The 17,638-nt window shown below is 39.6% G+C and carries 20 protein-coding genes; 15 read left to right on the top strand and 5 right to left on the bottom strand.

What is annotated here, in order from left to right; all coding sequences use genetic code 11:
- The 4 genes from V6C71_19200 to V6C71_19185 all read left to right on the top strand — a co-directional run.
- A partial coding sequence (locus tag V6C71_19200; GenBank protein ID HEY9770590.1) for a photosystem II q(b) protein occupies positions 1 to 358 on the top strand: 358 nt, incomplete at its 5' end.
- Between the two features lie 207 nt (positions 359 to 565).
- On the top strand, positions 566 to 940 hold the full coding sequence (ebsA, locus tag V6C71_19195) for a type IV pilus biogenesis protein EbsA (GenBank protein HEY9770589.1): 375 nt from the start codon (positions 566 to 568) through the stop codon (positions 938 to 940).
- Between the two features lie 34 nt (positions 941 to 974).
- A complete protein-coding gene (locus V6C71_19190; protein HEY9770588.1) occupies positions 975 to 2,066 on the top strand; it encodes a phosphotransacetylase family protein in 1,092 nt (363 codons plus the stop codon).
- Positions 2,067 to 2,107: 41 nt separating this feature from the next.
- Positions 2,108 to 2,302 carry a heavy-metal-associated domain-containing protein gene (locus tag V6C71_19185; GenBank protein HEY9770587.1) on the top strand — a complete coding sequence of 65 codons (195 nt, stop codon included), beginning with the start codon at positions 2,108 to 2,110 and terminating at the stop codon, positions 2,300 to 2,302.
- A 212-nt stretch (positions 2,303 to 2,514) separates the two neighbouring features.
- On the opposite strand, the gene V6C71_19180 is transcribed toward V6C71_19185, so the two are convergent.
- The gene (locus tag V6C71_19180; GenBank protein ID HEY9770586.1) at positions 2,515 to 2,946 is read right to left on the bottom strand and encodes a hypothetical protein; all 432 of its coding nucleotides are present in this window, start codon (positions 2,944 to 2,946) and stop codon (positions 2,515 to 2,517) included.
- A gap of 46 nt (positions 2,947 to 2,992) precedes the next feature.
- A complete protein-coding gene (locus V6C71_19175) occupies positions 2,993 to 3,403 on the bottom strand; it encodes a hypothetical protein (protein ID HEY9770585.1) in 411 nt (136 codons plus the stop codon).
- Between the two features lie 107 nt (positions 3,404 to 3,510).
- Here V6C71_19175 and V6C71_19170 point away from each other — a divergent pair, with 107 nt between their 5' ends.
- From V6C71_19170 to V6C71_19150, 5 genes are all read left to right on the top strand, one after another.
- Positions 3,511 to 3,669, top strand: a complete 159-nt coding sequence (locus tag V6C71_19170) for a hypothetical protein (protein ID HEY9770584.1) — start codon at positions 3,511 to 3,513, stop codon at positions 3,667 to 3,669.
- A 200-nt stretch (positions 3,670 to 3,869) separates the two neighbouring features.
- Entirely contained in the window at positions 3,870 to 5,381 is a 1,512-nt protein-coding gene (locus tag V6C71_19165) for a serine/threonine-protein kinase (protein ID HEY9770583.1), read from the top strand.
- Between the two features lie 93 nt (positions 5,382 to 5,474).
- Entirely contained in the window at positions 5,475 to 5,849 is a 375-nt protein-coding gene (locus V6C71_19160) for a hypothetical protein (GenBank protein ID HEY9770582.1), read from the top strand.
- 179 nt (positions 5,850 to 6,028) lie between these two features.
- Positions 6,029 to 6,247, top strand: coding sequence for a prolyl oligopeptidase family serine peptidase (locus tag V6C71_19155; protein ID HEY9770581.1), 219 nt, complete (start codon positions 6,029 to 6,031; stop codon positions 6,245 to 6,247).
- Positions 6,247 to 6,507: a dienelactone hydrolase family protein gene (locus tag V6C71_19150; GenBank protein HEY9770580.1), complete on the top strand. Its 261-nt coding sequence runs from the start codon at positions 6,247 to 6,249 to the stop codon at positions 6,505 to 6,507. Before V6C71_19155 ends, V6C71_19150 begins: the two co-directional genes overlap by 1 nt.
- Before the next feature lie 50 nt (positions 6,508 to 6,557).
- On the opposite strand, the gene V6C71_19145 is transcribed toward V6C71_19150, so the two are convergent.
- Complete coding sequence (locus V6C71_19145) at positions 6,558 to 7,751, bottom strand: GNAT family N-acetyltransferase (protein HEY9770579.1); 1,194 nt, start codon at positions 7,749 to 7,751, stop codon at positions 6,558 to 6,560.
- A 779-nt stretch (positions 7,752 to 8,530) separates the two neighbouring features.
- Between V6C71_19145 and V6C71_19140 the strand changes: the two genes are divergently transcribed.
- Entirely contained in the window at positions 8,531 to 10,207 is a 1,677-nt protein-coding gene (locus V6C71_19140) for an iron ABC transporter permease (protein ID HEY9770578.1), read from the top strand.
- 18 nt (positions 10,208 to 10,225) lie between these two features.
- On the opposite strand, the gene V6C71_19135 is transcribed toward V6C71_19140, so the two are convergent.
- Positions 10,226 to 12,541, bottom strand: a complete 2,316-nt coding sequence (locus tag V6C71_19135) for a GAF domain-containing protein (GenBank protein ID HEY9770577.1) — start codon at positions 12,539 to 12,541, stop codon at positions 10,226 to 10,228.
- A gap of 220 nt (positions 12,542 to 12,761) precedes the next feature.
- Here V6C71_19135 and V6C71_19130 point away from each other — a divergent pair, with 220 nt between their 5' ends.
- The 5 genes from V6C71_19130 (at position 12,762) to V6C71_19110 (ending at position 16,551) form a co-directional block, all read left to right on the top strand.
- Positions 12,762 to 13,373 (top strand): GNAT family N-acetyltransferase, encoded by a 612-nt coding sequence (locus V6C71_19130; GenBank protein HEY9770576.1) that lies wholly within the window; start codon positions 12,762 to 12,764, stop codon positions 13,371 to 13,373.
- A gap of 84 nt (positions 13,374 to 13,457) precedes the next feature.
- The gene (locus tag V6C71_19125; GenBank protein ID HEY9770575.1) at positions 13,458 to 13,913 is read left to right on the top strand and encodes a hypothetical protein; all 456 of its coding nucleotides are present in this window, start codon (positions 13,458 to 13,460) and stop codon (positions 13,911 to 13,913) included.
- Positions 13,914 to 14,052: 139 nt separating this feature from the next.
- The gene (locus V6C71_19120) at positions 14,053 to 14,331 is read left to right on the top strand and encodes a DUF2470 domain-containing protein (protein ID HEY9770574.1); all 279 of its coding nucleotides are present in this window, start codon (positions 14,053 to 14,055) and stop codon (positions 14,329 to 14,331) included.
- Positions 14,332 to 14,531: 200 nt separating this feature from the next.
- A complete protein-coding gene (mazG, locus tag V6C71_19115) occupies positions 14,532 to 15,359 on the top strand; it encodes a nucleoside triphosphate pyrophosphohydrolase (GenBank protein ID HEY9770573.1) in 828 nt (275 codons plus the stop codon).
- A 19-nt stretch (positions 15,360 to 15,378) separates the two neighbouring features.
- Complete coding sequence (locus V6C71_19110; GenBank protein ID HEY9770572.1) at positions 15,379 to 16,551, top strand: FAD-binding oxidoreductase; 1,173 nt, start codon at positions 15,379 to 15,381, stop codon at positions 16,549 to 16,551.
- A 124-nt stretch (positions 16,552 to 16,675) separates the two neighbouring features.
- Here the strand turns inward: V6C71_19110 and V6C71_19105 are convergent, their stop codons facing one another.
- Positions 16,676 to 17,530, bottom strand: a complete 855-nt coding sequence (locus V6C71_19105; protein HEY9770571.1) for a PfkB family carbohydrate kinase — start codon at positions 17,528 to 17,530, stop codon at positions 16,676 to 16,678.
- Positions 17,531 to 17,638 lie beyond the last annotated feature (108 nt).

The raw sequence follows: 17,638 nt of genomic DNA, 5'->3' as shown, positions 1-17,638 counted from the left end.
AGAAGAAACCTACAACATCGTAGCAGCACACGGCTACTTCGGTCGTTTGATTTTCCAATATGCATCCTTCAACAACTCAAGAAGTCTACACTTCTTCTTAGGAGCATGGCCAGTAATCGGCATTTGGTTCACAGCAATGGGTATTTCCACTATGGCGTTCAACCTAAATGGATTTAACTTCAACCAGTCGGTAATGGACTCTCAAGGACGTGTAGTCAACACTTGGGCAGACATTTTAAACAGAGCTAACCTCGGTTTTGAAGTAATGCACGAGCGTAATGCACACAACTTCCCCTTGGATTTAGCCAGTGGCGAACAAGCTCCTGTAGCTTTGAGCGCTCCTGCTATCAACGCTTAGAAACTTTTACCTTATAAAAAAAAGGCTCTCCAGGTATCTGGAGAGCCTTTTTTTGGTTTTTAGACTTAGCCACACAGCCTTCTTTGAGTCAATAGTCTCATTATTTTTACATTCCTAGTTTCTACAACCACAGGTGGTCTGAAAAAACTGATGTTATAAAGTAGAAAGTCTTTGAAATTGAACTGTAACGATAATTGATTTTTATCTATGTCTACTATTGAAGAACTTAAACCTGCGGGAAGAGCAGATGTAATTATTTATGTACCTTATTATTCAAAAAACAAACACAGTTGGCTACCTCAAGCGATCGCTTTATACCGCCACGCATCCTTAGAAGGAGAACGACAAATTGAAGGCGGGGAAAGCATTCCCTTTGTTGCTAGCTGGTATGTATCTAAATTACCATCAGAGTTAACTCGTTGTCGTTTACAATTTGATGGGCAAGCTGAATTAAGTTATGAAGTAACTTTGTCAAACTCAGAGTTTATTGATTACTTAATTGATGTCATCATAAATTTTAAAGGTTCTAACATAACAGACTTTCCTAGGAGTTTTTATCGAAAACTATTGCGTTTTGAATAAAACCAAATAAACAACATCAACAAGGAGTGAGGGCGTGGCTACATCTGCTAAACATCTTCTGATAGCCTCTACGGAAGCTTATTGCGGAAAATCGGCAACAATTTTGGGCTTAGGCTATTTAGCAAAAGAAAAAGAAATATCGATTGGTTATGGACAGCCTTTAGCAACCGATCTTCAAGGACGTTCTAAAGAGACAGAGCCTACGAAAGATACCGAGTTTTTAGCAAATACCTTGGGATTGTCAGCAAACCAAGCTAGACCGCCTTTACTATCTATCGATCGTAATCTGATCGCTCGGCGTTTGCAGGGAAATGATCGTCAAAATTATGCTGAAGCACTGCGAGATTATGTCAACCAGATTGACGGGGAGCTAATTTTTTTGGAAGGACCTAGCAATCTTTGGGAAGGTAGTATTTTTAACCTTTCAGTACCAGAAATTGCTGAATTAATTGATGCTTCAATTTTATTAGTAGCTCGCTATCATCCTCAACTGTTGGTAGGTAATTTTTTGTCAGCGAAAAAGTTTTTGGGCGATCGCCTTTTGGGAATAGTCATCAACGATATTCCTCTAGCAGAATTAGTTACCGCCACTGAAACAATCAAGCCTTACCTAGAAAACCAAGATATTCCAGTTTTAGGCATGATTCCCCAAGACCGAATTTTAAACAGCGTCAGCGTTAGAGAAATAGCAACTCGACTTAATGCAGAAGTTTTATGTTGTTCAGAGCATTTAGATTGGATGGTAGAAAGCCTTAGTATTGGCGCAATGAACGTTAATTCGGCTTTAGGATATTTTCGTCAAAGAGAAAATATGGCGGTTGTTACAGGCGGCGATCGCACTGAATTACAGATGGCTGCTTTAGAAACTTCGACTCATTGTTTGATTCTAACGGGACGGATACCGCCTAAAGAATTAATTATTGAGCGTGCTGAAAGTTTAGACATTCCTGTTCTATCAGTTGACACAGACACTTTGACAACTGTGGAAGTTGTAGATAGTGCTTTTGGTAAAGTTCCAATTCAGGAAGCAATTAAGGTAGAACAGATCAAACGTTTGATGAAACAACATTTCGATATAGATAGATTGATCAAACATTTTGGTTTGGAAGTGGCAAAATCAATTTAGTTTTAAGATAGAACTTAGATTTAAAACTAGGAATTCTTTTCATGACTATAAATCTTCAAGTACCGAGTATGGTTTGTGATGGTTGTGTAACAGTAGTCAAGGACGCTATTATTACTCATGAGCCAAATGCTAAAGTTGAGATCGATCTAAATACAAAACAAGTAACCATCAACACCGAAGCTTCTGAAGCATCGATTAAACAAGTTATTGCCGCTGTTGGTCATACTGTAGAGTAATTATTAATCAACATCGCTTAATTAAAATCGTTCTCAATTTTACTCATAATAGTTTCAAGCAAGAATCAACCAAAAAATTTACTAAAAATAAAAATGCCCTAGCTAGAATAAGTTAGGGCATTTTTAAAATTAAATAAGCGATGATTTAATTGATTATTTTTTTATAAAATGGTTTATGAATTGAAATTAATTAATGCTGTTAGCGCGATCGCTTAGTTTCCTTCTTGCCAGTCAGGACAGCTATTACCTTCAAAACCGTTAGGGTGCATGGCGCAAACTAATAAATTACCGTTGTAGACTTGTCCATGATAGTTAGTACAATCGATACAGGCGGGATGACTGTCAACAGAAGGGGTGTGATAACTTATGCTAGTAAATTCATCATCAGTAAAATTTGACCACTCTTCTGATAGAGCAGCATCTATGGTGTCGCTGGTGGTAATTATTACATCTACAAAATCCTGTATCAAGCTATCAAACTCTTCTACAACTCCTGTTTGAAGCTGCTCCATCACAAAGATTAGAGAATCGTTTACTTCCTCTACTAATGATTCTGTAGCCTCTCCCACCTCTGTTAAAAATTCCTCCATGTCAGCAGCGGTTTTTTCAACCTGCTTCCACCATTGTTCTTGCCAATTATTCATAATTAACCTTGTTAACAGATTTTACTAGTTTAGATAGTTTTTTATCTTACATTTCATTTTTAAGACGACGTAACTGTTCTTGTAAAGACTGTACTTGCTGACGCAAATCCTCACGATTGACGTTAGATTGAGCCGATTTTGCTGGTTCAGCTTTGATCTCTGCTTCTGGTTGTGATTTAGGTTCGTCTTCGTCCACAATCTCAATTCGGCGGGGTTCTTGTCGCTGTGAGCGATCGCTGTTGGGAACAGTTCCTTGTTGAGCTTGTTCTACCAAGTCATCAACAAATTTACGAGCCTCTTCGGTACTCATTTCGCCTCGTTCAGCCATTTCATCCGCCAGCTTTTGCGCTTGGACTCTTAAATCTTTAACCGTATCGTTGGCTTTCTCTTGTGCATAGGATGCAAAACCAACACCCATATAAAAAGCTTTTTTTGCAATATCTTCAAAACTTGCCATATTTTTTTCTTTGATCGCGCTACCTTCTATTTTTAGTGTATATCATCTCTAAAATCGATAAACTACTGCATAAGTTCAAAATTTTCACTTGAGTTACTAAATTAGAAATGACCTTATACAACTCAATTGGCAAAGGCTATAAGTCTACCCGCCAGCTTGATTATAGAATTGTCGATCGCTTGATTAACTTATTAGATTTACCGATAGGTAGTACTATTGCTGATGTTGGTGCAGGTACGGGAAATTATAGGATATGCGATCGCTGAACGAAGAGATCAGGTAATTGCGATCGAGCCTTCTCAGGTTATGCAAAGGCAATCACATTTTCATCCTATCCAATTCTGGTCACTAAATAGTTATCTGTAGATAGAGTCTAAAATTTATTTAACTATATAGGCTGCTTTATAGAACCTTTTCTTTTAGATTAACTACACTTTAGGTTTGCGTCAATATTTTTTGCACCTTAATGAAAGGCAAATTAATCCAAAATAAATATCTTATTTTACAAAGCCTTGGTCAGGATGCTTTTAGCAAGACTTTTTTAGCAAAAGATTCTAATTGGCTCTTAAATCGTCGCTATATTATTAAGAAATTTCGACCAGTTTTAGGCAATCCTGAAGCTGAATCAATGAGGCAGTTGTTTTATCGAGAAGCCAGCATACTCAAACGACTAAGCGGCAAAAATTGTCAAATTCCTCGACTCTATGAATACTTTATGGACGGAGAGGACTTTTACCTAGTTCGTGAGTGGATTAATGGTTTGACTTTGGAGCAAAAGGTACGGCAGCAAGGAAAGCTATCAGTAGAAGAAGTAGAACATATATTAGACAGTATTCTAACTTGCTTAAAGTATATTCATAGCTATGGCATAGTATATCGACAGCTTAAACCAAGCAGCATCGTACTACGTCAAAATTCTTGGTCACGCCAATCTCAGCATGATTATTTACCCGTGCCGATTTATTTTGGCGCGGTAAAAGAAATAGCCATAAAACCAGAAAGGCAAGATCGACGTAATTTGGTTTTAACTAATCAGCATGAATATATTCCTGTCGAACAGCAACAAGGAAAATCAGTTTATGCCAGCGATCTTTACAGTTTAGGATTGATTGCCATTTATCTACTGACAGGCAAAAGTCCAGCCGAGTTACCTTGCGATCCACAAACCAAGGAGCTTTTATGGCATCAAGAAGTACCTGGAATAAAAATTCACTTGGTTAGAGTAATTAATCGCGCCATTTATTCCTATACTCAAGATCGTTTCACCTCCGCCGAAGCGATGCTTCAGGCACTGCATTCTCCACCGATTAGCCTATCAATGCCTATAGTCTATGAGTCAGGCAAAAAATCTTATTTATCTTCAGATTTCAAAATAATTTCAGCTTTATCTTCATTAAGTGTAGGAGTATTAGGAATTACTTTTGTTTTACTGAATGCCAATTCTAGTCAATTTACCAAGAATAACTTTGAGCAGATCGCCAGCTTACTACAAGTTAATGCGAAATCTCAAAAATTAAAGCCGTTATCAAATGTCAAATCGATTGAGGCAATAATACCAGTTTTTCCGATTGGTACTCCTTTAAAGCGGATAACTAGCTTTTTAGGAAAACCCACCGAGATTGTTAAAGGCGGGCAAAATAGCAATGCACATTTGTATCGAGATTTTATCCCTAATCGGGTCGATTTAGGTTATTTATCCGATGCGAGAACTCAAACTATTCGTCAGTCCGAGATTTCTTTTGCTGATTCGGTTGATTTGCTGACAATTCAACACTCAGCACAAAAATTATTGCGTGAAGACTATTCATTAGCAATCGAGCAAAAGATTAACCAAGTATATTTTAAGATTAGCGATCGCCAGGAATTTGAAATCAATAATTTATTAGGTGTAGTTCGGCGTAACCCCCAAAATTATATTTACATTAGTATTTGGGATAAAGACTTTCATGAGATCACCTATAAGAAACCTATAAAATGAATACTACTAGTCAACCAAACCAAACACCTTCTTTAATTCCTCGGACAATTTTGTTTGGCAATCCCGAACGTACTAGTCCTTAGCTTTCGCCAGATGGCAGATACATCGCCTATATTGCTCCAGATAATCACAATGTTCTTCAAGATCGACCCCGATCTAGCTGAAGATGCAAAGGCGATCTCCTCTGTACGTCCTGGGGAAGTTTATCCAGTCAGGGGCGACTTAGCACACCAAAAATGGTTGATTGCTTATGTAACAGATGATGCTTCTGTCTACTATTATGTTTACGATCGCGCCACAAAGTCGGGTACATTACTATTTAGCAATCGTCCAGAATTAGAAAATGTACCTCTAGTTTCCCTGAAGCCGATCTCTTATGCAGCTAGAGATGGTTTGACTATTTACGGTTATCTAACTATCCCTCAAGGCTTACAAGCACCATATCCGACGGTAATGTTATATTCATAGTGGGCTTGGGCGCGAGATACTTGGGGTTACAATCCGCAGGCACAGTGGCTGGCAAATCGAGGTTATGCAGTCTTGCAACCCAACTTTAGAAGGTCTACGGGTTAGGGAAAAGCCTTTGTTAATGCGGGTAATCGTCAATGGGGTGCAGCAATGCACGACGATCTGATTGATGGAGTAAATTGGTTAGTCGATCAAAAGATATTGCCGAGCGAAATAAAATCGCGATTATGGGAGGATCTTATGGTGGTTATGCCACTCTAGTCGGTTTGACCTTTACTCCCGAAGTATTTGCTTGTGGGGTAGATATTGTCGGACCGAGTAACTTAGTGACCCTGATGCAAAGTATCCCCCCCCTACTGGAAGCCGATGATGGCAATGTTTCAACATCGGGTAGGTAATTATAGCAACAGAATCAGAATTTTTAATATCGCGATCGCCCTTATTTTTTGTAGACCAAATTCAAAAACCTCTATTAATCGGACGAGCTAACGATCCTCGCGTCAAACAGGCTGAGAGCGAACAAATAGTTAACGCCATGCGTCAAGCGGATAAACCAGTTGAATATGCGCTTTATACTGATGGACATGGTTTTGCTTGTCCTGAGAACCGTTTGCACTTTTATGCTGTAGCAGTGGAAGGTATGAACCAGCAGGAGTAATCAAAGGACATTCGGGAATAGTTAAGTAGTTGATTAAATATGCAACGCTACTAATCTAAATTGAAGGTAATTTCCTGTTTATTAAAAGGCAAATTGTTATTGATCGCTGTGATTTCAGCTTGCTCCATCCGATTAACCTCACCCATGTAATTGTTTAACAATTTAGCCATACGGCGGTTAGAGAAGCGATGTAAACTATAATTTGCGGTGGCAGGAAATCCACGTCGTTTTTTATGTCTGCCTCCCGCACCAGGATCGTACATTTTTATCCCATTAGCTATTGCCCATTCAATTGGCTTATAGTAGCAAGTTTCAAAGTGCAAACAATCATATTCCTCATGGCAACCCCAATAGCGACCATATAAATTTTCGCCTTTATGGAGGCAAAAAGACATTCCCACCGGGGTCTGGTCGTCTTGTTCTGTGTATGCTACTACTAGTAAGATGCGAGCGCTATAGTTAGGATGAAGTTGTTCAAAAAACTGGCGAGTTAGGTATTTACTACCCCAATAAAATTTATTACAGGTACTACTATAAAATCGATAAATATAAGAGTATAAATGCAGCGGAATCTCTGAACCAACGTAGGTTTTAGTATATAAACCAGCTTGCGCTACGGCTTTTCTCTCTCGTTTAATATTTTTGCGCTGATTACTATTAAACATTTTGAGATAGTCATCAAAGCTTTGAAAATTGCGATTAAACCAGATGTAGCCATGATGCAGCCAGCTATGAAAACCATTTCTTGTCATTATTTTTTGCCAATCAGGATCGACAAATAAAAAATTGCAGCCTGAAAGACGATTGCGATCGCAAAAATTATCAATTGCTGCCACCATAAGTTCGGTAATCATCTCTTCATCTTCTCCAGGAGCGATTAAAAAGCGATATCCTACTGCTGGCGTAAAAGGAGTCATGCCCAATAATTTAGGATAGTATTCTATGCCTAAACGATGAGATAAATCTGCCCACTGATGGTCAAAGACAAATTCGCCATAGCTATGTCCTTTAATATATAACGGTGCTGCTCCAATTAGCTGATTATTGCGCCATACTGCTAAATGGCAAGGTTGCCATCCAGTGCGAGCCGTTGCACTACCAGAAACTTCAATGTTATTGAGCCATTCCCATTCTAAAAATGGCGTGTTTAGGGGTTTTGCCAATTCATCCCAGTCTGATTGAGGAATTTCGGCAATTTGAGTAATCCAAGATAGAGAATATTGAGATTTAATCTGCTCAACCATGATGGCGTTTTAAGGGCTGGGGTGTAAACTATAACCTTTGTTACTTATGTTATTTAGCCTAATAAATATTGCCCAAGATTGCAGAAAAAACCAAGATTTGCTGATATCTAGTTATTTAATTGAAATTTATCTAGCTCAGAAGCTCAACGAGAATCTAGCCTTTTCTTTCTTGGATAATTTGAATTAATAGCTCGGTAAATACAGGGTCATCGATTCTCTTGACAGCTTTAATTAAAAGAGCGGACTTTGGTTGGGGATCTTCTGCTGTTTTTCGTGGTATGGCAACCAGAAGAGAAAGATGGCTAATTAAACGCTCCAGTTCATCTCTAATTCGGTGATCGCTGGGCAGATAACAACCTGGCTGTACGACGGATAGAACGTTCTCTTTCTAGCTCTAATACTAAGATATCTCGTTTCGACGGCTCATTCATGGCTCTGTTCTCAAGATATTTTCTTTAAGGCAACAAAATCTTTGACTAGCTACATATAGCTGTTATTAAAAGACTCATATCTGCATTAAAGCTAATTGCCCTGAAATTGAAAAGTCTTGTATAAGTTAAAACATAGTTACGTTACAGTTTGATATTCGTTGTTCAATATCGCAACTGTTGCCAGGATAAATTTACCTAGCGTTGCTGAATTAATCGCGATCAACACAAGCACAGACAAGATAATTAAACTACTTGCTCTAGCTTAATGTGAACCGTTTACTGTTCTCGTAATTCTAGTGCTTAATTGGCTTAAGCTTGACTAGACAGGTAAAATTTGATCATCAATTAGTGAACGTAAAATTTGATTTGATTCCCTTTCCAGCCAGCAAAATAATGCAGCGTTTTGCTTTAAATAGTTGGACGTTATTAGTATTGGCGATCGCTTTAATAATTGCCGCTCCCATACTATTCGTTTTCAGCAGCGTTTTTACTAAATCTGGTGCTATTTGGCAACATTTAGCTGCTACGGTCTTACAAGATTACATTATTAACTCTTGCTGGCTGATGCTCCTAGTTGGTACAGGAGTCTGTCTAATCGGAGTGGGAACAGCTTGGTTAGTAACGATGTGTCGTTTTTGGGGCAGTAGATGGTTACAATGGTTCTTACTTCTGCCTTTAGCCGCTCCTGCTTATCTTCTTGCTTACGCCTATACTGAAATGCTGGATTACTTTGGACCAGTACAGACAGGATTAAGAAACTTGTTTGGCTGGACCAGCGTTCAAGAATATTGGTTTCCCGAAGTTCGTTCTCTGTGGGGAGCGGCGCTTATGTTACTACTTGTGTTGTATCCGTATGTTTATTTATTAGCACGGGTAGCATTTCTCGAACAGTCGGTATGTACCATTGAGGCAAGTCGCTCTTTAGGCTGCAACCCCTGGCGAAGTTTTTTTACCGTAGCTTTACCCTTGGCAAGACCAGCAATTATAGCGGGTTTGGCTTTGGCATTGATGGAAACCCTGAATGATTTGGGAACAGTAGAGTATTTTGGGGTAAATACCTTTACTACAGGAATTTACCGTACCTGGCTGGGGATGGGGGAGAGAGCAGCAGCAGCTCAGTTAGCAGCTTTTCTGATGATATTTGTATTAATTTTAATCGTGTTGGAGCGGCGATCGCGTAACGCAGCTCAGTATTACGATCGCTCTAGCTCAATCAAAAGATTAACTCCCTTTGAGCTAAATCCTTGGCGCAGTTTCTGGGCATTGCTTGCCTGTCTGTTTCCCGTGAGCTTCGGATTTATCATTCCTGGGCTTTATTTATTGCAGTTAACCATAAACAACTTAGATACTGCTTTTAACGACGATTTTTGGCAATTGGCGCAGCACAGCTTTATTTTAGCTAGTATAACGGCGCTCGCTGCTATGTTCATTTCGTTACTTATGGCTTATGGAGAGAGGTTGAAACCCAACTGGCTAATGAAAACGGCGGTAAGAATTGCTGCTATGGGTTACGCCATTCCTGGCTCAGTAATTGCCGTTGGAGTATTGATTCCCGTAGCTGGACTAGACAATATCATCGATCGCTGGATGCGTTCTACCTTTAATATTTCCACGGGACTATTGCTTTCAGGAACGATCGCATCGCTAATTTTTGCTTATCTAGTACGTTTTTTGGCCGTAGCCTTTGGTTCGGTAGAATCTAGCTTAAATAAAATTGCTCCTAGTTTAGATGATGCTTCTCGCAGCCTAGGATATGGCTCAACCAGTACCCTATGGAAAGTTCATACTCCTCTGATGTCTGGAGGATTGCTAACTGCGGCAATGTTGGTTTTCGTGGATGTAATGAAAGAGCTTCCAGCAACCTTGGTCATTCGGCCATTTAACTTCGACACCTTAGGTATTCGAGTCTACCAATATGCTTCGGATGAAAGACTGGCTGAAGCTGCTGCACCTGCTTTAGCAATTGTTCTAGTCGGCATAATTCCTGTAGTTTTGCTCAGTTGGCGTATTACTCGTTCGCGTTAACTTATCCACTATTAGGTGCTAATCATTTTTGATTTTAATCGTAAATGCCCGAAAATCGCGATCAATACCTTTAAGCTTAAAATTTCGTCCTGATTGCCAATTAACTTTGTTTCCTAAAGAATTAACTACAGCTTCTGAGATCAGGATAGTGTTAGGAGAAGCAACGCTCTGTAAACGAGCTGCAATATTAACTACTTTACCTACGGCGGTATAGTCTTTTCTTTGTCCGCCACCAAACATGCCCACTACCGCCTTACCCTGATGAATTCCACAGCGCATTTTCAGTAGGGGAATTTTACCGCTGTTTTTCAAAGCTTTGGCTTGCCAACGTTGATTTAACTTTTCCAGATAGAAATACATAGTTTTGGCAGTCGCGATCGCTCTGGTTGCTTGTTCGGGACAAGTCAAATCTTCAGGTGCGCCAAACATTGCCATTACGCCATCGCCAATAAATTTGTCTACCGTACCACCGCGATCAAACACGGCTTTACTCATTGCTTCTAAATACTCGTTAAGTATTTCGGCTAAAGGCAGTACTCCCAGCTGACTAGATAAATTGGTGAAGCCGACTAAATCGCAGAATAAGACCGTAATTCGTCGTGGTTCAGGGGTTAGATCTAAAGAAAGTTTTCCCGTAGCAGCCTTATTAACAATTGCCTCAGGTAGAAATCGTTTTAATACCGACTCCGTAAGATAATAATTTAGCTTTCTAACTTTTTGTTCTTTAATTTGAAGCTGCTGTGCTTGTTTTTTGGTAGTTTGATATAGTTTTGCCTGCTGTACGGCGATCGCAGCGTGGGAAGCAACGGCTTCAGCCAAATCAATTTCTGACTGACTCCAGTTACGAGACGCATCCGACTGTCTGAGGGTAATACTACCAATAATCTCATTTTCTACCAGCAATGGTACGATCATTAACGCTCTGGCTTTAGAGTGCCAGGGAAGCTCATAGCGAGCCAAATTTTGCTGCTGTTCTAGGTCTGAAGATTTGACGGTTTTTTTAGTAAATAAAAGAGCCTGAAGTATCGGATTTTTGTTAATAGGAACGCTGGAAGTAGTAGCCTGTTGCCAGTCGGGAGAATCTTGAATAATTTTTTGAGGTTCCTGAGGATTGTATAAACCGACGCACTTGACAAAGCGAGCGCTTTGTGTCCACAGAGACAGAGTACAGCCGTCTACTTTTAACGCTTCCCCTAATTCCCGAGCTATAGTGGCAAACATTACTGGTGGCTCTAGACTAGAGCGAATGGTAGCGGTGATGCGATTGATCGTCGTTTCTCTTTGAGCTAATTCTTTTACTTGTTGATGAGTTAAAACTTGATCGATAGCGATCGCAGCGTGGGAAGCAACGGCTTCAGCCAAATCAATTTCTGACTGACTCCAGTTACGAGACGCATCCGACTGTCTGAGGGTAATACTACCAATAATTTTCTCTTCGACAATTAGCGGTACGATCATTAACGCTCTGGCTTTAGAGTGCCAGGGAAGCTCATAGCGAGCCAGTTCTTTTTGCTGTTCTAAATCTGATAAATTAATCGTTCTTTTTTTAAACAAAAGAGCCTGAAGAATGGGATTTTCGGTAATGGGAACACTGGAGGTAGTAGCTTGTTGCCAGTCGGATGAATCTTGAATAATTTTTTGAGGTTCATGGGGATTGTACAAGCCGACGCACTTGACAAAGCGATCGCTTTGTGCCCATAGAGACAGAGTACAGCCGTCCACTTTTAACGCTTCTCCTAACTCTTGGGCTATGGTGGCAAACATCACTGGCGGCTCTAAGCTAGAGCGAATCGTCGCGGTAATGCGATTGATCGTCGTTTCTCGATGAGCTAATTCCTGTAGCTTCTCGCTGGCTAGCATTTGAGAAATAAGTAGACTCGCCTGATTTGCCATCATTTTGACTGCTTCTACCTCCTGTTCTTGCCAACAATCAAACTCTTGGAGGCGATGTATAGTCAAAGAAGCAAATAGATTATTCTGCGAAAATAAAGAGATAGATACGGTAGAGCGTATTTTAGCCTGCATACAAGCCTGATAGCTCTTAACCTGAAGCTGAGATTTGTGAGCCTCATACTGATGATTAATGATTAAGTTGTTTAAACCAAATTCAGAACCAGGTGTGACTGTTAATTTGAGTAAATCTAGCTCTATCTGAGAGACTTCTGCGCTAAATTTTTGATAGAAGAAGTACTGTTCGGCTTGAGACTGCAATTTATTAAGATGTAATATAGCAATATCGATGTTAAGCAACTGACCAACTCCATCAACGATGGCTTGACCTGTCTTTTGCCAAGACAAATCACTTAATAGCTGGCTGTATTCATATTGAAGCATTGATTTAATTTGGGTTTGCGATCAAAGACAATGGAGCGACACCAACCAGCTAGAAGCTATCAAGTTAATTAGAAGCAGTTAAAACTTCTCCTCTATTAACTGGTGCAATCGTCTAACAGCCAAAGGCATAATTTTATTATTCCCAAACAGTTAAGAAAAAACCCATCCGTCTTCATCTACAACTACAATTATTAGAAAATTCGAGTTTACTTTTTAGTTAATGGTTTTAAAATCCGTTGATAATAACATCGATAACAATTTAAAATTAACTATTCAACCCGCTGCAATAGAAAATACTAAAGCAATTAGCGCAATCTTAGCCCAGAGTTTTTATAACTTTCCTAACTTTGCCAGCTGGATTTATCCATTTCTACAATTTACGATCAATGAAGATTTGCGCTACCGCCTACGTTCTCATTCTCCCGTTTATCGTTGTTTTGTAGCTAAATTACCCCAGTCAAATCAGCAAGATTGGCAAGTTAGACCTGAGTATAATTCAGATTTATCTATTGTCGGTACTGTAGAAATAGCGCTGCGTTCTCCTTCTTTGTGGTCTACTAATGTTCAGTATCCCTACATTTCTAACCTAGCAGTTAATCAAGATTTCCGCCGTCGCGGTATTGGTAGTCAACTTTTAACCAAATGTGAAGAGATTGCCCTTGATTGGGGCTATCAAGAAACTCGGCTTCATGTTTTAGACAGTAATGAATCAGCCAAGCAGCTATATTGTCATAACGGCTACCAAATTTCACACATAGAGGCAAATTGGGGAAACTTGTGGTTTGATTGTTCACCTCGTCTACTATTAAAAAAACAGATTCAAATAGATTAAAAATTTATGGTTCGTTTTAAAATTATGGTGCTAAGTTTATGGTAATCTGCTGAGGTTTTGAGCTTGGACGATAGTACTTAAAGAGTGAACGAGCAAAATATAGACAGTAAGTTGAAGATCGAGCGACTTTTATCAAGGTTAAAAGCCGAAGAATTATTGATAGTCAATCCGCGTCGCAAAAATGGGCTAATTATCTATAAAAAGTACCATGCCGAATTTGCTGGACCAGGCGCAATTGTTGGTGGACAATTCGATCTAGGTCTAATTAATCTGCTTGCTGTAGGTAACGTATCCTTGGTTTCTCCTCAAAATTCTCAAGAAAGAAAGCAAGCTTATAAAATGAGACGACAATGGGTTCGACTAACTAAGCAAATTATCGACAACCCCGAACCTACAGAAAGAGCACAGGTTATTTTAAATCAATTTGAACATTGGTTCGATCTCGAAACGGTAAGCGATCTTCCTGATGAGGCTTTTGCTTTGCTAGTAGGTGTTTTACCCCAAACAATTCGCCAGGTTAGAAATACTGAACTTTTATAATTGTTGAAATTAAGGAGATCGCTTTAATATTTACTCAAGCTAAGGTTGATTTACTGGCATAATAATTTTTACTGAATTATAGATAATAATATTTAAAAACTAGCTTTTCAACTCACAGCACAAACTAAACAAACTAATTATGTCTGAACCGATTACTCCTGCTATTAGCGATCGCATTTGTCAACACATGAACCAAGATCACGCTGAGGCGATCGCTCTTTATGCCCGAGTCTATGGTAATGTGCCTCAAGCAGAAGCCGCAACGATGAACTCAATCGATCCGCAAGGAATGAATATTTCGACTCAAATTGCCGCAGAGGTGGTTTCCGTCAGAGTAGAGTTCGACCATACTCTTAAAGATGCCGAGGATGCTCACCATACCCTGATTGCCATGATTAAGCAGGCTCGAACCGCATAGAAATCGAGCCAAAATAAAGGGCGATTTGTAAACTCGCCCTAGGGAAGATGGCTATATTTAGTTGTTCACCGAAAATTCTATCCGACCGTTTTTTAAATTGCCCAGTATGATGTGGTTTATTCACGCCCCAATTTGCTTAACTGCAAGTAAAATCAAGTCTCAGTTGTTATAAAGTTATAAAAACAGTTAAATAAACGAGCATGAATTCTCATTCAACGACCCATCAGTCTATTTTAGATGCCCTACAGCGTTTGATTGAAGTAGTTGCTCAGCTAAGATCTCCTGATGGGGGATGTCCTTGGGATTTGGCGCAAACACCACAGACTTTAATCCCCTACGTAATTGAAGAAGCCTATGAAGTAGTAGACGCGCTGCAAAAGGGAGATCGAGAAGCGATCGCCGAAGAGCTAGGTGATTTGTTATTACAGGTAGTTTTGCAGACTCAGATCGCTAGTGAACACCAAGATTTTACTCTTGAAGATGTTGCCAGGGGAATTACTGAAAAACTGATTCGTCGCCATCCTCATGTATTTGCTGATGTAGAAGTTCACAGTGCAGCGGAAGTCAATCAGAATTGGGAACAAATTAAGGCAGCGGAAAAAGGCGAAACTCCCGAACAAGCAAAGTTACTCAGCCATAAATTAAAACGCTATGCCCGCAGCTTACCACCCCTAATGGCAGGAATGAAAATATCGACTAAGGCAGCAGCAGCAAGTTTTGAATGGTCAAATATAGAAGGAGTTTGGTCAAAGTTTGAAGAAGAGTTAGAAGAATTTAAAGAAGCATTAGCTACTGAAGACAAATCGCACCAACAAGAAGAATTGGGAGATTTGCTATTTACTATTATCAATATTGCTCGTTGGTATAATCTCAGTCCGTTTGATGGCTTACAGGGAACCAACCGACGTTTCATTCAACGCCTGGAAATGATGGAAAAATTCGCCTCTCATCCTCTGACAGATTACGATATCGAGCAGTTGGAATCTCTTTGGCAACAGGCTAAAGCACAGTTAAACAGCGAAAAGTAAGTTCAAGAAAATAAAATAGATGACCACATATGACTGGATAGTAATTGGTGCGGGGATAACTGGTGCTAGTCTTGCTTATGAACTGAGTCAACAAGACTTTAAAATTCTTTTATTAGAAAAAGATCCGCATCCAGATAACGCTACTGTTTATAGCTATGGAGGCTTGGCTTATTGGTCGGGAACAGATGAACTAACTCGTACTTTAGGTCAAGAAGGCATGGAGCTACATCGCCATCTGAGCGAAGAACTTGCAGCAGATACGGAGTTTAGAGAACTAGACCTAGTTTTGACTATAGATCGTCAAGATGACCCAAAAATTATCGCCCAAAAATACGCTCGCTTTGCGATTACTCCAGAGTTACTTAGCGTTCAAGATGCCTGTATTTTAGAGCCGTTGCTCAATCCTAATGCCATTTCAGGGGTACTGAAATTACCTCATGCTCATATTCAGGCTCAAAAGACAACTGATGCTTATCTTCAGGCTTTTCAGCGCAACGGAGGCAAAATTATTTATGAACAGGCAGCCTTGTTGCGTCAGGGAGAAACTGTAATTGGCGTAAAAACTAACAATAATTCTTACTATGCAGAGAATACCATTGTTTGCGCGGGGGGACTATCGCGATCGCTGTTGCAGCAGGCAGGTATTGAGGTCAACAACTATTTTACTCACGCTCAATTAATCATGACTCCTCCTGTAGATTTAGAATTGTCTACGCTGGTAATGCCAGCAGTACAGCAAAGGTTTATGCTCGAAGCAGCCCAAAACTCAGAAACCGAAGCTTTATGGAATTCTCACGATGCACCTGCCAAATTAATTTTAGATCCTGGAGCAGTACAGTTTATTGATGGTAGTTTATGTATAGGGCAAATTAGCGCGATCGCCTATAATCCCAAAGCTAAGTTTAACCCGACCGTTGCTGAAGCTCAAATTCGCGATCGAATAGGCAAAGTATTGCCTTTATTAGAAGATCTTCCCGGTCAATATCATAGTTGTTTGGTCGCATTTAACGATCGAGGAATTGCTTTAATCGGTAATCTGGCAAACATTAAAGGACTTTATTTATTTTCAGGCTTTACTAGCACACTTGTATTTGCGCCTGTATTAGCCAAGCGTTTTGCTCACTGGGCCAAAGGCAAAGAAGACAAAATTATCAAGCACCTACAGGTAATTTTAAATCAAGCTATTCACTAAAAAGCCCAACTAGCATTAGTAACGCGTCTAGATTAATTTATTGGGTATTAAAAAATTATTTTCAGCCCCCTAAATCAGCCCAGCATTCTAGTCTAGCGATCGCTATTTAAACGGGATCTTTTATTTATCGATCGAGCCAGTTTCTAGTACCAAAAGACTGACAAGACTGACTGGCTATTTCCGCCGACAAATTCAAAGCCGTAGAAAAATCCTCCTCCAGAATATAGTTGCAGAAAGCACCATGGAATATATCCCCTGCACCTAGAGTATCTACTGCCTGAATCGAAGGTACTGTGACAGTAAAGCTTTTTCTGGCTTCAAAACACTGAATGGGTTTTTTTCCATTAGTAATAGCAATATGAGAAATGCCCTGATTTTGGAGAAAATCAAAGATATCATGGGTATTTTGGCACTGAGGAGGCTGAAAATTAGCCGAACAGACAGCGTAATTAACAAAAGGCAGCACTTTTTCTAATCCTGGTTTCCAGCTACCACCGTCGATTACGACAGGAATTTGTTGGCTTTTAGCTAATTTGGCGATCGCCAAACTTACCTCGATCTGATGTCCATCAATTAGAACAATATCTATTTCAGTCAGCAAATCTTGAGAAATTAAATTACTAGCCTGAGACTTGACAGCATTAATGGAAATAACCGAACGCTTTCCCGTACCTGCCGTAATAATAATCGATGAAATAGGAGGAGTGTCTGTTTTCTCAGGAATTAGATCTATTATCTCGACTGAACGTTCTTCTAAATCGCTGGCAATTAACTCTGTTAAAGGATGCTGTCCCAAAACAGTCAATAACTGAGCGTGATTCTCGAAATAACTAAAGGCAACGGCAGCATTAGCTGCCGGCCCACCTGCTACGGTTAAATAATCTTGAGCAACTAATTTCTGATTTTCTAATAGCGGGCGATCGCTCAAATAAATAAAATCTAAAGTAGTTAAACCGACAAACAAGCCTCTATATTGCATAACCAACTCAATTATCTGTCTGGAATCAAACTATTAATAATGTGATGAAAATCATCGATCTTTAAAAATTAATAGCTGATAATTTCATCAAACAGTTTTACAAAATGC

It is taken from the genome of Coleofasciculaceae cyanobacterium (assembly GCA_036703275.1).
In the GTDB taxonomy this organism is placed as follows: Bacteria; Cyanobacteriota; Cyanobacteriia; order Cyanobacteriales; family Xenococcaceae; genus Waterburya.
Note: the sequence above shows the minus strand (reverse complement) of the source record. Positions and strands in the feature narration are given on the sequence as shown.

What these genes read in the sequence shown, in the direction of transcription:
- ebsA (HEY9770589.1), top strand. Translation starts at nt 566, where the DNA reads ATGTCTACTATTGAAGAACTTAAACCTGCGGGAAGAGCAGATGTAATT.
- V6C71_19185 (HEY9770587.1), top strand. Translation starts at nt 2,108, where the DNA reads ATGACTATAAATCTTCAAGTACCGAGTATGGTTTGTGATGGTTGTGTA.
- V6C71_19180 (HEY9770586.1), bottom strand. Translation starts at nt 2,946, where the DNA reads ATGAATAATTGGCAAGAACAATGGTGGAAGCAGGTTGAAAAAACCGCT.
- V6C71_19175 (HEY9770585.1), bottom strand. Translation starts at nt 3,403, where the DNA reads ATGGCAAGTTTTGAAGATATTGCAAAAAAAGCTTTTTATATGGGTGTT.
- V6C71_19170 (HEY9770584.1), top strand. Translation starts at nt 3,511, where the DNA reads ATGACCTTATACAACTCAATTGGCAAAGGCTATAAGTCTACCCGCCAG.
- V6C71_19165 (HEY9770583.1), top strand. Translation starts at nt 3,870, where the DNA reads ATGAAAGGCAAATTAATCCAAAATAAATATCTTATTTTACAAAGCCTT.
- V6C71_19160 (HEY9770582.1), top strand. Translation starts at nt 5,475, where the DNA reads ATGGCAGATACATCGCCTATATTGCTCCAGATAATCACAATGTTCTTC.
- V6C71_19145 (HEY9770579.1), bottom strand. Translation starts at nt 7,751, where the DNA reads ATGGTTGAGCAGATTAAATCTCAATATTCTCTATCTTGGATTACTCAA.
- V6C71_19135 (HEY9770577.1), bottom strand. Translation starts at nt 12,541, where the DNA reads ATGCTTCAATATGAATACAGCCAGCTATTAAGTGATTTGTCTTGGCAA.
- V6C71_19130 (HEY9770576.1), top strand. Translation starts at nt 12,762, where the DNA reads ATGGTTTTAAAATCCGTTGATAATAACATCGATAACAATTTAAAATTA.
- V6C71_19120 (HEY9770574.1), top strand. Translation starts at nt 14,053, where the DNA reads ATGTCTGAACCGATTACTCCTGCTATTAGCGATCGCATTTGTCAACAC.
- mazG (HEY9770573.1), top strand. Translation starts at nt 14,532, where the DNA reads ATGAATTCTCATTCAACGACCCATCAGTCTATTTTAGATGCCCTACAG.
- V6C71_19110 (HEY9770572.1), top strand. Translation starts at nt 15,379, where the DNA reads ATGACCACATATGACTGGATAGTAATTGGTGCGGGGATAACTGGTGCT.
- V6C71_19105 (HEY9770571.1), bottom strand. Translation starts at nt 17,530, where the DNA reads ATGCAATATAGAGGCTTGTTTGTCGGTTTAACTACTTTAGATTTTATT.